We start from the raw sequence: 14,268 nt of genomic DNA on the forward strand, positions 1-14,268 counted from the left end.
CACCGGCACCATTAGCCACAAAATAGGGCAAAACTCACATCCGCCTCACGGTTTTGCAAGGATTGTTGCCGTTTGGACCATCAGCGGCCGGGAGCGCCGGCCAGCCGGATCAGCACGGCGGCGACGTCGTCGTCCGCGGCCCGGAACCCGGGCGGCGCGGCGGACAGCACGGACTGCAGCATCGCCGGCGCCGACTCGGCCAGGGCCGACGCCAAGGCGCGGCCGAGCTTGTCGATCGCTTCCATGATCGGCTGCCCGCGGCCCTCGACGAGGCCGTCGGTGTAGGCGAGCAGGATGCTGCCGGGCGGCACCTCCACATACTCGACGGTGACCGGACTCGCGGGCACGCCGATCGGCAGGGTCCGGCCACCGGTCAGCGCGACCGCATTGCCGTCGGCCGTTCGCAGCAGCGGGTACGGGTGGCCGGCGCTGAGCAGGCCGACGCGCCGGCCCGCCGGGTCGACGTGCAGCAGCTGCGCGGTGGCGTACATCTCCGGCACCAGCGGAAGCTTCCCGGTGACGAAGCTGAACGTCTCGGCCATCGGCACGCCGGTGTCGACGGCCGCGGCCACGAGGTACTGCAGCCGGGCCATCGTCGCGATGCCCGCGACACCGTGCCCGACCACGTCGCCGACCAGCACGATCAGCGAGCCGTCGGGCAGCGCGACGAACTGGTACCAGTCGCCGCCCATGGCCACCGAGTCCGCCGCCGGCCGGTAGTACACCGCCGTCTCGATCCCCGGGACCGGCGGTGGCGAGGGCAGCAGGGCCTGCTGCAGCGCACTGACGACCCGCCGTTCGGCCTCCGAGAGCTGGGCCCGGATGATCGTCTGGGCGCACAGGCCGGCCAGGGCCCGCAGCGCCGCCGTGCCGCGCGCGTCCGGGACGAGCGGCTCCTTCCAGCGCACGACGAGCCAGCCCACCACCGCATTGTCGGGTCCGGGCATCGCCTCGAGCGTCTCGGTGACCGGCGGCCCCGCGCCCGCGCCCGCACCGGGCCCGAGCGCCGCGCCGGTCGCGGTCTCGGTCTCGGTCTCGGCCATGATCGTGTCGACGGTCTGCGCACCGAGGACGTCGGGCGCCAGGCGGGCGATGACCGCCAGGACATCGTCGGTGTGGGCGGCCGCGGACAGCTCCGCGGCGAGCGCCGCGAAGGCCGCCGCCTGCTGCGCCACGATCTGCTGCTCGGCGGCGGCGGTGCGGCGGGCCCGGTCCAGCTGCACGTTGCGGATTCGCAGCGTGATCGAGACCGCGGTCAGCAGCAGGGTGCAGACGCCGATCGCGAGCGTGAGTGCCGGGTCGAACGGCGAGCGGTCGTGCGCGACGATCGTCAGCGTCAGGCCTCCGGCCGCGACCTCGCGCCGCGTGCCGGGCCCCGCATAGCCGGTCAGCGTCGTCCCGCCGACGGCCAGCCCGAGCTCGACCGTCCGCCCCGCGGCCGACGCCGCGCTCCTGAGCAGGTCGTCGGCGGCGAGGGCCGCGGACACGTAGCCGACCGGCGCGGACGAGGCCCCGCCCGGCATGATCGCGTCGACCACGAACACGCCCGGCCGGTTGTCGGACGCCAGCCCGGTCGGCCCGGCCAGCACCGGCCCGCCGGACTGCCGGGCCCGCCCGACCGCCGGGCCCCGCACGGCCTCACTGCCGATGTCGAAGCCCAGCACCGGACGGGTCGTTCCGTCCAGGGGTACCACCTGCACCACGGCGATGTACACGTCGCGCTCGGCCGCCACGACCAGCTCGCCCGCCCCGTCGCGCTCCCTGATCGGGAAGCCGCGCTCCCGCTCGAACGACGCCCGGCCGGCCCTCGGCACCGCCACCTCGCGGGCCAGCGACACGAGAGGCGAGTCCGTCAGCACGTCCCGGGCGAACAGGTCGAACTCGACGTCGCTGACCACGCCGTCCGCGGCCAGCCCGTCGACGCCGCGCAACGCCGACAGCGCCCGCGTCAGCGACTCCTTGACCGACGCCACCGCCGCCTTCGCCGCCGCGGCGTCGCGCTCCTCCGCCAGCCGCCGCTGCTGCACGGCGGCCGCGGTGCTGCCGGCAACGCCCACGGCCAGCAGCAGGGCGATGGCCGCCCACGGCAGGAGCCGCCGCACGCTCGCCGCCCGCTCGCGCGTCGCGGGCCGAATATTCCGCCCGGTCGCCGGCCAGATCATGGAGCGCCTCCGCCTGACCGCCACCGGCGGCCGGCGGCGCGCGGCGCCGGCGTCCCGACACTCAGCAGGCCGGCCGTGCCCGTGCGCTCCAGCAGCAACGCCACAATCGGCCCCGGGCGGACGTCGTACACGATGCCCTCCTCGCGCGCGCGGCGGCCGCCGGCCAGCAGGATGGCCAGCCCGACCGAGTTCATGAATACGACAGCCGTCAGGTCCACTTCCAGGTGGGTCGGCGGCCCGGCCAGCGCGGCCTGGACCGCGGCATCGAACCGGTGACTGTTCGTCCAGTCGATCTCGCCCCGCACGGTGAGGACCGTGACGCCGCCCGGCCGCACCGCGGTGTGGACCGACAAATCCGTCATGCCGCTACCCTTTTGCCCCAACGCCGATCCGAGCCTGACGCCGCGAACCCCCGTCGTCGCGGCACCGTCCGGCCGCGGGAAGTACACCACCGGCCCGCCGCCGGCGCCAAGAATCGACGCAGCCCAGGGCCACCCCGGACCGGCACGATGGCGCTCATCGGCCGGGTCCCATAGGCTCGCCGGGTGTCACGCTCCGGGCAGCGCCCCGTCCCCATGACCAAACGAGCCCTGGTGACGGTGTCGCACGCCATCGAACGGGCCGCCCTCTTCGCCGCCGACGACGCGCCGATGGTGGTCTTCGGGCTGTTCCAGCGATGGGCGTACTTCGACCGCGAACGCGCCGTCTACACCAAGATCGCCGCGCAGGCCGACGCCACGATCGTGGCCGGCGTCGGGCTCGACCACGCGGCGCCACCCGGCGACCTCGTAGCGGTCGCCCTCGCCGACGACGACCCGCTCGCCCGCGAGTGGAGCGTGGTGATCCTCACCCCGCGGTTCGGCGCGGTGCTCGTCGCCCGGGATCTGGAGCAGGTGAGCGCGGCGCCGACGCTCGAGGCGGGCCGGCTGTTCGACGCCGCATGGTGGTTCCGCCGGGACGAGGCCCTGCACGAGGTGGCCCGGCTGCGGCGCGTCCTCGGGTCGCGGCTCCCGCAAGCCACCACAGCGGCGATCGACGGCGTGCTCAACCGTGCCCGCGAGCTCCCCAGCACCGCGGGCGAGCTGCGCGCCGAGGCCGCCATCCGGCTGCTGGCCGAGCGGCTGGAACGGCGGCCGGCACCGGCACCGGTCCCCTCCGGGCGCGACGACGAGCAGACCCAGGACCTCACCGAGCAGCGGGCCGCGCAGCGCTGGCTCGGCGACACGGGCACGACCGCCGCCGGCACGCTGCCGCTGGCACTGCTCGGCATCCGGCTGCAGCACGCCCACGAACTGTCGCCGCGGCTCGGCCGGCGCGCCGAGACGATCGCCGCCATCGAGGTCGTCCGCGCGGCCACCGCCGTCCTGCGGCCGGTCGACCGCGCCGTCCGCCTCGACGCCGACGATCTGCTGCTCATCATGCCGGCGCTGCCGCACGACGAGGCGGTCGCGGTGGCCAACCGGCTCACCGAGGACATCGCGCGGCTGCGGGGCACCCACCCCTTCATCCCCCGCACGACGTGTGCCGTCCTGGTGACGCGGGACCGGCCGCTGCCCCTCGACCAGCTCCGGGCCGGCCTGGATTGGAGCGCGGCCCAGCAGATCCCCGTGGCGACGCTCGGCGACTCCGAAGCGCGGCCCTGACGACCACGGCGGCCGGCCGGTGCCCGGTGTCGTGCACGATGCGGGCGCCGGCCGGGCCGTCTCAGCCGACGACTTCGACGTCCTTCCAGAAGGCGACGCGGTCGGAGACCATCGACGCCTCCGGCTTCGGCTGCGGGTAATACCACACGGCGTCCGTGCTGCGGGCGCCGTCGAGCTCGAGAGTGTAGTAGGACGCCGTGCCCTTCCACGGGCAGACGGTGTGCGTGCCGGACTCCCGCACCACGTCGTCGCGCAGGGCCGCCCGCGGGAAGTAGTGGTTGCCCTCCACGACGACGGTGTCGTCGCTCTCGGCGATGACCGTTCCGTTCCAGATTGCTTTCGGCATACCCGCAAAGCTAGCGCGGCCGCCCGGGCGCCGGCCCTGAAGTGACGTGACCGGTTGCCCGCCACGACGTCGACGATGGGCGCGGTCAGGTGCCGGGCCGCAGGACCGGCCGCCGCCGGCGCAGCGCCGTCGCCGCGACCGTCAGCAGCCCGGCCACCGCGGTCGCGGCCAGCACCGGCCGGCCCGCCATGACGGCGCTCACGGTGACGCCGGTGAGCGCCCAGGCGGCGGTGAGGGTGTACGGCAGCGTCAGCCAGGCCGGCCGGGACCCGGCGGCGAGCAGCCAGCCCACGAAACCCAGCTGCACGAGACTGAGCGGCAGCTGGACCAGCCGATACGGGGTGGTGGCGGCGCGCCGCCGGGGCAGTCCCCACGCCGCGGCGAGCAGGCAGCCGAGCACGACCGCGCCCCAGACGGCGAAGAACGGTCCGGGCGGGACGATCGGCGGGTCCGTGGCGTCGCCGGCGAAGCCGATCAGCGGCGGCGCGGCCGCCTGCAGCAGCGCCGTGCCCAGCAGCAGCCATCGACCGGCGCCGCCGGCCGCGCTTTCGGTGCGAACCGTCATACCTCGCATTCGCCGGCCGCCCGGGCCGCAGATGCGCCGGCCCCGCTGTTCCCGGATCGCCGATTCGAAACAACGTTCGAAGAAAAGCGAAATTCGGACCGCCGGCCGACCGGAAATGCGACCGACCGCAGCGGTTCGGCATAACCGTTTCCGCGAATTTTCGATAATTTTATTCCCGTCGCAGCCCGCTCCCGAAAGCAATCTTCCGATAAACTTCCGGAAATTGTTGTCATCGATTAACTCCTATGCCAGCATCGCGTACGCACTTACGCATGAGGAGGTAGGAGTGGCACGCAGACCCGTCAGCAGCCGCCTGGGGCTCGCGATCGGCGCCGCCATCGCCGCGGTCACCGCGGCGGCCGTCATCGTCCCGAACGCGAATGCGGCCGCGAGCACGCTCGGTGCGGCGGCCGCGCAGTCCGGGCGCTATTTCGGCACGGCGATCGCGGCCGGCCGGCTCGGCGACTCGACCTATACGACGATCGCCGGTCGTGAGTTCAACATGATCACGGCCGAGAACGAGATGAAGCCCGACGCGACCGAGCCGCAGCGGGGGCAGTTCAACTTCAACTCCGGTGACCAGATCTACAACTGGGCGACGCAGCGCGGCCTGAAGGTCCGCGGGCACACCCTCGCCTGGCACGGGCAGCAGCCCGGCTGGATGCAGAGCCTGTCCGGGTCGACCCTGCGGCAGGCGATGATCGACCACATCAACGGCGTGGTGGGCCATTACAAGGGCAAGCTGGCCTACTGGGACGTCGTCAACGAGGCGTTCAACGAGGACGGCAGCCGCCGCAACTCCAACCTGCAGGGCACCGGCAACGACTGGATCGAGGTGGCACTGCGCACCGCCCGCGCCGCCGACCCCTCCGTCAAGCTGTGCTACAACGACTACAACATCGAGAACTGGTCATACGCCAAGACGCAAGGCGTGTACCGGATGATCCAGGACTTCAAATCGCGTGGTGTCCCGATCGACTGCGTCGGGCTGCAGACCCACTTCACCGGCGGCAGCTCCCTGCCGTCCAACTTCCAGACCACCCTGTCGAGCTTCGCGGCACTGGGTGTGGACGTGGCGCTGACCGAGGTCGACGTCACCAACTCGGCCACCAACCAGTACGCCGGGCTCACCCAGGCCTGCGTCAACGTGCCCCGCTGCGTCGGCATCACCGTGTGGGGCGTGCGCGACAGCGACTCCTGGCGCTCCAGCGAAAACCCCCTGCTCTTCGACGGCAGCGGCAACAAGAAGGCCGCCTACACCTCCGTCCTCGACGCGCTCAACGCCGCCCAGCCGAGCACCTCGCCGTCCGTCACGGTGTCACCCTCCACGCCCGGCGGCGACACCAACCCGTACCAGCGCGGCCCCGACCCGACCGTCGCCTCGGTCGCCGCCACCTACGGCCCCTTCGCCACCGCACAGCTCACCGTGCCGCCCGGCAACGGCTTCAACGGCGGCTACATCTACTACCCGACCGACACCAGCCAGACCTACGGCGCGGTCGCGATCGTGCCGGGCTACACCGCGCTGTTCGCCAACGAGGAAGCCTGGATGGGCCCGCGGCTGGCGTCGTTCGGCTTCGTCGTCATCGGGATCGAGACCAACAGCCGCAACGACTACGACACGGCCCGCGGCACGCAGCTGCTCGCCGCGCTGGACTACCTCACCGGCCAGAGCGCGGTCCGCGACCGGGTCGACCGCAACCGCCTCTCCGTCATCGGCCACTCCATGGGCGGCGGCGGTGCGCTCTACGCCGCCACCCAGCGCCCGTCGCTGAAGGCCGCGATCGGCCTGGCACCGTACAAGCCGTCGGGCAACCTGGCCGCCGACACGGTCCCGACGCTGATCGTGGGCGGCCAGAACGACACCACCGTCACCCCGTCCTACCTCGACGGCCTCTACCCGACGATCCCGGCCACCACCCCCGCCGCCTACATCCAGCTGGCCGGCGCCGACCACCTGTACTTCACCAAGCCCAACGACATCGAGCTGCGCAGCCAGATCGAGTGGCTGAAGATCTTCGTCGACAACGACACCCGCTACAGCCGGTTCCTGTGCCCGAGCATCGCCGACACCACCGGCATCGCCCGCTCGAGCGTCAGGTGCTCGCTGGTGCCGTCCCCCGGCGGCCCGACGTCCCCGCCGCCGTCGTCGTCCCCGCCTCCGCAGGGCGGCGCCAAGCGGATCGTCGGCACGCAGTCCGGCCGCTGCCTCGACGTGCCGAACGCCTCCCACACCAACGGCACCCGCGTGCAGCTTTACGACTGCAACGGCCAGACCCAGCAGCAGTGGACCCCCACAACGGCCAAAGAGCTGCAGGTGTACGGCAACATGTGCCTGGATGCGGCCGGCTCCGGCAACGGCGCCGCCGTGCAGGTCTACAGCTGCAACGGCCAGACCAACCAGCAGTGGAACATCAACGCCAATGGCACCATCAGCGGCGTGCAGTCCGGCCGCTGCCTCGACGTCTGGGGCACCGGCAACGGCCAGCAGATCCAGATCTACGACTGCCACGGCCAGGCCAACCAGCAGTTCAAGCCGGCCTGACGCGCCCGGGCCGGCCCGGGCACCGGGCCGGCCCATCAGGACAGGATGCCGCGCAGCAGGGAATGCCCGGAGTGGGCCGCGTTGCCGTCGTGGGGCTCGGCGGAGATGTCGATGATGCGGTACTGCTCGAGGTTGAGATCGGCCGGGACGGGCAGGTCCTCGTCGGTGCCGCCGGCGAGGACACCGAGGGCCTCCATCCGCAGGCTGGGACCGTTGAGGCTGGTGGCGTCGAGGAGCCAGGCCTCATAGTCGCCACCGGCCGGGGCCGGCATGCCCTGCGCGTGGATGTGCAGCCGGCGCTGGCCGTCGACGGTGCGCAGGCAGGCGGAGCCGCTGACCCCCGCCGGCACGCCCGGCAGCGCCTCCAGCCGCACCTCGGCGACCCCGGCGCACGGCGCGGCCTGCGGCGCCGGTGCGGGCCGGCCGGTCGCGACCAGGGTGGCGACGACCGCGAGCGCGGCGGCGAGCCCGGCGATGAGGCCGGTCATCGCCCAGCCGGGGCCGCGGCGGGCCCGGCGGGCGGCGAGCTCGTCGGCGACGGGCGCCCGGCGGAGCGGCGAAGGCGGGACGACGTCGACGGGCGCGGCGAGCGGAGGCGGGACGACGCCGGTGTGCGCGACGAGCGGAGCCGGGACGGCGTCGGTGTGCAGGGCGACCGGCGGCGGGGCGACGTCGCGGCCGGCGGCGGCCAGCTCGGCCTGGATGCGGTCCCAGACCCGCTGCGGCGGGGCCGGCAGGTCCTGCAGCCGCTGCGTGTGCCGGACCTCGCGGGTGAGGTGGCGCAGCCGGTCGAGGTCGCCGCGGCACTGGAGGCACCCGTCGATGTGCTCGGTCTCCTGCTGTGTGAGGGGCTCCTCACCGAGCGCCCGTAGGATCAGCTGATCGGCGTCCAGGTGCGGCAACGTCCACCTCCCATCGTTCGCGGAGCCGGGCCATCCCCCGGCGGAGATGGCTTTTCACTGTACCCAGCGGCAGATCGGTGACCGCCGCGATCTGGGTGTGGGTCAGGTCGTCGTAGAACGCCAGCTGCAGCACCCGGCGCTGCTCGTCCGGCAGCCGGGCGAGCTCGTCGGCGAGCACGAGCCGGTCGACGACCTCGTCTGCGGGCGCCGCCATCGCCGCGGCCGGGACGCTGCGGCGGGCCGACTCCGTGGCCCGGTCGTGCCGTCCGGCCGCCCGCAGCTGGTCGACGACCTTGCGCCGGGCGATGCCGAGGAGCCAGCCGAGCAGGGTGCCGCGGGCCGGGTCGAACCCGGCGCGGCCCTGCCAGGCGGCCACGAAGGTCCCCTGGGTGACATCCTCGGCGTCGGCCGCGGCGCTCAGCGTCCGGGTGGCGAGGTGGAACACGGCCGGCGCAAAGCGCTGGTAGACCAGGCCGAGGACGTCGTCGCCGCGGTGGAACGCGGCGGCGAGCTCGTCGGGCTCACCGGGTGGGCCACTGCCGGCGCTGTCGGTGCCCGGTCCGGCCGGGGTCACCGTCGGTGCCACCATCGCACAACCACCTCCAGACGGTATCGCATGAACAGCGGGGCCGGGCCGGGTCGGACGGCCGTCGTCGCCGACGGCCGATGCCGGCGCGGCGCGCGAAGCCACCGGCCACGGCGATCAGCAGACCGGGCGCGCGCCGTCGGCGGTGAGGTGGGCGACGAGGTTGATGTTGGCGACACCTTGCTCACACCGGCGGCGTGCACGGCCGCGGCGAGCCCGGCGATCCCGATGGCGGCGGCGACAGCTTCCACACGGTGCAACCGCGGGCGCCCCCGGCGACGAACGCGAAGCCCCGGACCTCATCGGGAGCAATCGCGGCCGGGGTGCATCCGACTCCGGGGGCGGGCGCGAAGTACCGGTCGTGACGGCCGTCACCGCCAACCGTTCCAACCGACGCGCCCGCTGCCGCGAGCGCGCACCGGCCCGAAAGGTTCTGCTGATGCACCTCACCCGACTGGTCCGCGGCCTCGCCGCCGGCACCGCCGTCACCGCCATCGCGCTCGCCGCCGCGCCGGCGCCCGCCTCCGCCAACAGCGGCTCGAAGCCGTCCGGCACGCGCTCCCTCGCCGCCGTGCTCACCGCGGACACGAGCGGCTTCGACCGCAACAGCCGCGACTACGACATTCTGACCAAGGCGGTGCTCACGGTCCTGCAGGCCAAGCCGCAGTCGCCGGTCAAGGTGCTGACCGACGGTACCGTCGCGCTGACCGCGTTTCTGCCCGACGACCGCGCCTTCGAACGCCTGGCCCAGGACGTCGGCGGCGGGCACAGCCTGCCGTCGGAGCAGCAGGCGTTCACGGCCGTCGCCGGGCTCGGCGTCGACACCGTCGAGCAGGTCCTGCTCTATCACGTGATCCCCGGCGCCACCATCGACGCGCGCGCGGCCCGCAAGGCCGACGGAGCCGCGCTGACCACCGCCCTCGGCCCGGCGATCACCGTGGACGTGCGCTACGGCTGGTGCATCCGCCTCGTCGACGCCGACCGCAACGACCGCGACCCGGTGGTCGTGCGGACGGACATCAACCGGGGCAACAAGCAGATCGCCCACGGCATCGACCGGGTGCTGCGCCCGGTCGACCTTCCCTGACCCGACCGGTCACAGCGACCGGGCCGGAGGTTGACCGGCCTCAGCCTCCGGCCCGGTACGGCCACGACGCAAGTGTCCGCATCGAGCCGTCGCAGTGGCGGACCACCCGCCGCCCGGAGCCGTCCAGCTGGACTCCGGGCCCGGCCGCGATCCAGCTGTGGCCGGCCCGGAGCCCGGCGACGATCGCGGCCGGGGTGCGCTCCTCGGCCCGGACGACGGTGTGCGGTACCCCCAGCTGCCCGGCCAGGTGCGCATCGCTGGACCCGATGGCAGGCTGGCGGATGCCCGCGTCGAGCCGCCGGCCCCACTCGGCCAGGGCGGCTTCGTTGTCGGCCTGCCACGGCCGGTCGGACGTCCACGGCCCGTTCCAGACCTCGATCACGTCGAATTCGTCCCAGGGCCGCCGCATCGTGCCGGTCGGGTAGGGCGCGAAGGGATGGGCGGCGATCCGCAGGCCGCCCTCGATCTCCAGCCAGTGCCCGTCGGGCGTGACGTGCTCGACCCCGCGCAGCACGAGCAGGTCACCGGCGACGGCCCGGAAGTGCTCGTAGGTCTCGGCGTGGCCGTGCTCGGTGACGGCGATGAAGTCCAGCCCGGCCGCCACGGCCTCGGCGACGACCTGCTCCGGCGTGAGCTCGCCACCGGTCGAGGCGGCCGAGTGGACGTGGCAGTCACCGCGGAGCCAGATCGCCATCCATCGAAGCCTACCGACCGGGCCGCAGGATCAGCTTCCCGGTCCGGCCGCCGCCGGTCAGCCGCTGGTGGGCCGTGGCCGCCTCCGACAGCGGCAGCACCGCCTCGATCGCCGGGCTCAGCACCCCGCGGGCGAACCGGTCGACCAGGCCGAGGAGCTGCTCGCGGTCGTAGCGGACCGAGACCACCAGGGGCTCGATGCCCCGCGCGGGAGCGAACGGGCCGCCGGGGACCCAGAACTCGGGGACGACCGTCGCGTATCGGCCGCCGGGGCGAACCCGCTCGAACGCCGCCCACGCCCGGGCGCCGCCGACCGTGTCCAGGGCCGCGTCCACCGGGCCGTCGTCGTCGACCGGCGTGAGACCCCGATCGGCCGCGAGGGACCGGGCGAACGCGCCGACCGCGCCCCGGCCGTTGATGGACAGGGTCCGCACGTCGTCGCCCAGCGTGTCGAGGGCCTGCCAGGCGGTGAGTCCGGCGAGGGGCAGGGCGGCGGCCGCGACCGGGTCGGCGCCGGGCGGCAACGGGACGACGAGATCGGCCGGGAGGGCGACGAACTGCGCGTACCCGCCGCGCTGGGTCGTCTTGTGCATCGTGAACGCGACCACCGCCACGCCGGTCGCGGCGTCCTCCCCGGCCACGTCGTAGCCGGGGACGAGCGGGAAACGGACCGGTTCGGCCCAGCGGTAGCGGCCGGCGACCATGCCGGCGTCGGCCGGGTTGACGGCCGCGGCCCGGACCCGGACCAGCACCTCACCGGGGCCGGGCGCGGGGATTGGTACTTCCAGCAGGCGCAGCGGCTCGCCGAAGGTCTCGACCCCGGCCACGCGCATCATCGCGGTACTCATGAGCGCGACGTTAGAAGCCGTCCCGCGGTCCCGCCTTGATGTCCATCAACGCCGGGGTGTGACGCAGCCGGCTCAGCGCCTCCGGGGTGATCCCGACGTAGGCCGCGATCTGCCGCTGGGTGAGCCGCGCCGCCAGCGCCGGCCGCTCGGTCAGGAAGCTGCGGTAGCGGGCGGCCGCGTCGGCGCCGAGCAGGTCCCGGGAGCGCCGCTCGGCGTCGAGGAACAGCCGCTCCTGCATCGCGTTGAGCATCGCCGTCCACGCCGGGTGGCCACCGCAGAGCGCCGCGAACGCGGGCCGGGCCGCGGTCAGCAGCTCACACTCCTCGAGCGTCTCGATGAACTCGGCCGACGGGGCGCGGCGCAGCGCGGCCGCGTAGGCACAGACCAGGTCGCCCTCGGCCCGGAACGCCCGGACCCGCTCGGTGCCACCGCCGGCGACGAGGTAGATGCGGGCCAGGCCGCGCACGATGAACGACACCCGGTCGGAGGGCTCACCGGCCCGCTGCAGCAGCGTGCGGGCCGGCACCCGGTGGGGGCGGAAGATCCGGTGCGCCCGGGCCAGCTCCGCGTCCGGGATCGGCGCCCACTGCCGCAGGGCGGTGTCGAGGGCCGCGTAGGGGCTCAAGCCAGGCGGGCCGGGAAGCCGCCGGTGGCGATCGGGCCCCAGCGGTCGATCGTGATGCGGATCAGCGACTTGTTCTGCTCGCGCATGGCCTGGCGGTACTCGTCCCAGTCGGGGTGCTCGCCGGAGATGCAGCGGAAGTACTCGACGAGCGGTTCCAGCGCTTCGGGCATGTCGAGGACTTCGGCGGTGCCGTCGACCTGGACCCAGGCGTCGTTCCAGTCGTCGGACAGCACGAGCACCGACACCCGCGGGTCGCGGCGCAGGTTGGCCGCCTTGGCCCGGTCCGGGTAGGTCGACACGACGATGCGGCCCTCGGTGTCGACACCGCACGAGACCGGGGAGGACTGCGGGCGGCCGTCGGCGCGGGTGGTGATGACGATCCCGTGGTGGCGCGGCCTGAGGAAGTCGACGAGCCCGGCCCGGTCGACGGTGTCGTTCGTCGCGATTTTGCGTGCCATGCCTGTGAAGGTACCCACACATCGGATCTGGTTCTTGAGAGGGAGGCCCGCCGTCGACCGGCGGGACAGAATGACGGCATGCGCGTGAGGGCCGTCGACCTGCTCATCGCCGTGGCCGTGGCCGCCGCGACGACGTTCCCCGCGCTGTGGTACCTGCCGTTCGACCTCGGCACGCTGGCGCTGGGACTGCTCGCCTCGGTGCCGCTGCTCTGGCGGCGGCGGGCGCCGGTCCTCGTCGCGGCGGTCGTCGGGGTCGGCACGACCTGGCTGTCGGTGCTGCAACTGCTGCCCGACATGCCGTACGGGCAGCTGGTGGCCACCTACACCTGGGCCGAGCTGGCCTCGCCCCGCTGGCGGGTCGCGTCCGGCCTGGCCACCGCCGCCGGTGTCGTGTTCTCCCTGGTCGTGCCCCAGGAGAACCCGCCGTCGTTCGGGTACGTCGGGCTGATGTTCGTCACCGCCTACGCCCTCGGCGCCGGGGTGCGGGGCCGCCGTGATCGCATCGCGTTCCTGGAGGAGCGCACCCGGCGGCTCACCGAGGCGCAGGCGGCCGCGGCCACGAACGAGCGCGCCCGCATCGCCCGGGACATGCATGACGTGCTCGCGCACTCGGTCGGGCTCATGGTCGTGCAGGCCGAGGGCGGCGCGTCGGTCGTGCGCACGGATGTCGACCGGGCCGAGGCGGCGTTCGACGCGATCGCCGACACCGGGCGGGAGGCCCTCGTCCAGCTGCGGCACGCGCTCGGCGTGCTGCGTGAGCAGGCGCCCGAGGCGGCCGGGGTGGACGCGATCCCGTCGCTGGTCGAGCGGGCCCGCCGGACCGGCCTGGATGTGCGGCTGGAGCGGGGGGCTGTACCCCCGATGCGGTCCGACGTCGGTGCGACGGCGTTTCGTGTCGTGCAGGAGGCGCTCACGAACGTCATCAAGCATGCCGGCGCGCAGCGGGTGCTCGTGTCGCTCACCGGCGCGGCGGATGCGGTCGAGGTCACCGTCCGTGACGACGGCCGGGGCGGCCAGGCGGTGTTCGGGCACGGGCTGTCCGGCATGCTGGAGCGGGTCCAGGCCGTCGGCGGCACGCTGCGGACCGGCCCGCGGGCCGACGGGCCCGGCTTCGAGGTCGCCGCGTCCCTGCCGGTGGGTGGTTGAGCCGTGACGCTGCGCGTTGTCGTCGCCGACGACCAGGACCTGGTCCGCGGCGGCCTGTGCATGATCCTCGGCGCCCAGCCCGACATCACCGTCGTCGGCGAGGCATCGGACGGGCGGCAGGCCGTGGCGAAGACCAAAGCCGAAGCGCCGGATGTGGTACTGATGGATGTCCGCATGCCCGTGATGGACGGGATCGCGGCGACCCGTGAGATCTGCGCGGCGACACCGGCGAGGGTGCTCGTGCTGACCACGTTCGACCTCGACGAGTACGTCTACGACGCCCTGCGCGCCGGGGCCAGCGGCTTCCTGCTCAAGGACATGCACCGCACGGCCCTCGTGGCGGCGGTCCGGACCGTCGCCGCCGGGACGTCACTGCTCGCGCCGACGGTGACTCGCCGTCTCATCGCCGACGTGCTCGGCCAGCGGGCGGCGGCGACCGGCCCCGACCACCGCCTCGACGCCCTCACGCCGCGTGAGCGTGACATCCTGCGCGAGGTCGCCCGGGGCCAGTCCAACGCGGAGATCGCGGCCGCGCTGTTCGTCACCGAGCACACGGTGAAGACGCACGTGTCGAACCTCCTGGCCAAGCTGGGCCTGCGCGACCGGGTCCAGGCCGTCGTCCTCGCCTACGAGTCCGGACTGGTGCGCCCGGCCGGATAAGT

15 protein-coding genes are annotated in these 14,268 nt (G+C 73.8%); 5 read left to right on the forward strand and 10 right to left on the reverse strand.

Going from position 1 to position 14,268, the window contains the following annotated elements; translation table 11 throughout:
- Positions 1-80: 80 nt before the first annotated feature.
- Together ACIA8L_RS31845 and ACIA8L_RS31850 are read right to left on the reverse strand one after the other, a co-directional pair.
- Positions 81-2,162 (reverse strand): SpoIIE family protein phosphatase, encoded by a 2,082-nt coding sequence (locus ACIA8L_RS31845; protein WP_395910291.1) that lies wholly within the window; start codon positions 2,160-2,162, stop codon positions 81-83.
- Positions 2,159-2,524 carry an STAS domain-containing protein gene (locus ACIA8L_RS31850; protein ID WP_395910292.1) on the reverse strand — a complete coding sequence of 122 codons (366 nt, stop codon included), beginning with the start codon at positions 2,522-2,524 and terminating at the stop codon, positions 2,159-2,161. The genes ACIA8L_RS31845 and ACIA8L_RS31850 overlap by 4 nt, the downstream gene beginning before the upstream one ends.
- 183 nt (positions 2,525-2,707) lie before the next feature.
- Here ACIA8L_RS31850 and ACIA8L_RS31855 point away from each other — a divergent pair, with 183 nt between their 5' ends.
- Positions 2,708-3,805, forward strand: a complete 1,098-nt coding sequence (locus tag ACIA8L_RS31855; RefSeq protein WP_395910293.1) for a DICT sensory domain-containing protein — start codon at positions 2,708-2,710, stop codon at positions 3,803-3,805.
- A gap of 61 nt (positions 3,806-3,866) precedes the next feature.
- On the opposite strand, the gene ACIA8L_RS31860 is transcribed toward ACIA8L_RS31855, so the two are convergent.
- Complete coding sequence (locus tag ACIA8L_RS31860) at positions 3,867-4,151, reverse strand: DUF427 domain-containing protein (RefSeq protein ID WP_395910294.1); 285 nt, start codon at positions 4,149-4,151, stop codon at positions 3,867-3,869.
- A gap of 85 nt (positions 4,152-4,236) precedes the next feature.
- Positions 4,237-4,716, reverse strand: a complete 480-nt coding sequence (locus ACIA8L_RS31865) for a hypothetical protein (protein WP_395910295.1) — start codon at positions 4,714-4,716, stop codon at positions 4,237-4,239.
- A 286-nt stretch (positions 4,717-5,002) separates the two neighbouring features.
- On the opposite strand from ACIA8L_RS31865, the gene ACIA8L_RS31870 reads away from it, so the two are divergent.
- A complete protein-coding gene (locus ACIA8L_RS31870; protein WP_395910296.1) occupies positions 5,003-7,261 on the forward strand; it encodes an endo-1,4-beta-xylanase in 2,259 nt (752 codons plus the stop codon).
- Between the two features lie 35 nt (positions 7,262-7,296).
- Here ACIA8L_RS31870 and ACIA8L_RS31875 read toward each other — a convergent pair whose 3' ends face one another.
- Positions 7,297-8,163, reverse strand: a complete 867-nt coding sequence (locus ACIA8L_RS31875) for an anti-sigma factor (protein ID WP_395910297.1) — start codon at positions 8,161-8,163, stop codon at positions 7,297-7,299.
- Positions 8,117-8,752, reverse strand: a complete 636-nt coding sequence (locus tag ACIA8L_RS31880) for an RNA polymerase sigma factor (RefSeq protein ID WP_395910298.1) — start codon at positions 8,750-8,752, stop codon at positions 8,117-8,119. Before ACIA8L_RS31880 ends, ACIA8L_RS31875 begins: the two co-directional genes overlap by 47 nt.
- A gap of 436 nt (positions 8,753-9,188) precedes the next feature.
- Here ACIA8L_RS31880 and ACIA8L_RS31885 point away from each other — a divergent pair, with 436 nt between their 5' ends.
- Positions 9,189-9,836, forward strand: a complete 648-nt coding sequence (locus tag ACIA8L_RS31885; RefSeq protein ID WP_395910299.1) for a fasciclin domain-containing protein — start codon at positions 9,189-9,191, stop codon at positions 9,834-9,836.
- Positions 9,837-9,876: 40 nt separating this feature from the next.
- Here ACIA8L_RS31885 and ACIA8L_RS31890 read toward each other — a convergent pair whose 3' ends face one another.
- The 4 genes from ACIA8L_RS31890 to ACIA8L_RS31905 are packed head-to-tail and all read right to left on the reverse strand — an operon-like array spanning position 9,877 to position 12,460.
- Complete coding sequence (locus ACIA8L_RS31890; RefSeq protein WP_395910300.1) at positions 9,877-10,530, reverse strand: PHP-associated domain-containing protein; 654 nt, start codon at positions 10,528-10,530, stop codon at positions 9,877-9,879.
- 10 nt (positions 10,531-10,540) lie between these two features.
- On the reverse strand, positions 10,541-11,377 hold the full coding sequence (locus ACIA8L_RS31895; RefSeq protein WP_395910301.1) for a zinc-binding dehydrogenase: 837 nt from the start codon (positions 11,375-11,377) through the stop codon (positions 10,541-10,543).
- Positions 11,378-11,387: 10 nt separating this feature from the next.
- Positions 11,388-12,002 carry a Crp/Fnr family transcriptional regulator gene (locus ACIA8L_RS31900; RefSeq protein ID WP_395910302.1) on the reverse strand — a complete coding sequence of 205 codons (615 nt, stop codon included), beginning with the start codon at positions 12,000-12,002 and terminating at the stop codon, positions 11,388-11,390.
- On the reverse strand, positions 11,999-12,460 hold the full coding sequence (locus tag ACIA8L_RS31905; RefSeq protein ID WP_395910303.1) for a PPOX class F420-dependent oxidoreductase: 462 nt from the start codon (positions 12,458-12,460) through the stop codon (positions 11,999-12,001). The genes ACIA8L_RS31900 and ACIA8L_RS31905 overlap by 4 nt, the downstream gene beginning before the upstream one ends.
- A 78-nt stretch (positions 12,461-12,538) precedes the next feature.
- Here ACIA8L_RS31905 and ACIA8L_RS31910 point away from each other — a divergent pair, with 78 nt between their 5' ends.
- A complete protein-coding gene (locus tag ACIA8L_RS31910) occupies positions 12,539-13,606 on the forward strand; it encodes a sensor histidine kinase (protein WP_395910304.1) in 1,068 nt (355 codons plus the stop codon).
- A 3-nt stretch (positions 13,607-13,609) separates the two neighbouring features.
- On the forward strand, positions 13,610-14,266 hold the full coding sequence (locus ACIA8L_RS31915) for a response regulator (protein WP_395910305.1): 657 nt from the start codon (positions 13,610-13,612) through the stop codon (positions 14,264-14,266).
- The last annotated feature ends 2 nt before the right edge of the window (positions 14,267-14,268 follow it).

This window comes from Dactylosporangium sp. NPDC051541 (assembly GCF_044454505.1).
Classification (GTDB): domain Bacteria; phylum Actinomycetota; class Actinomycetes; order Mycobacteriales; family Micromonosporaceae; genus Dactylosporangium.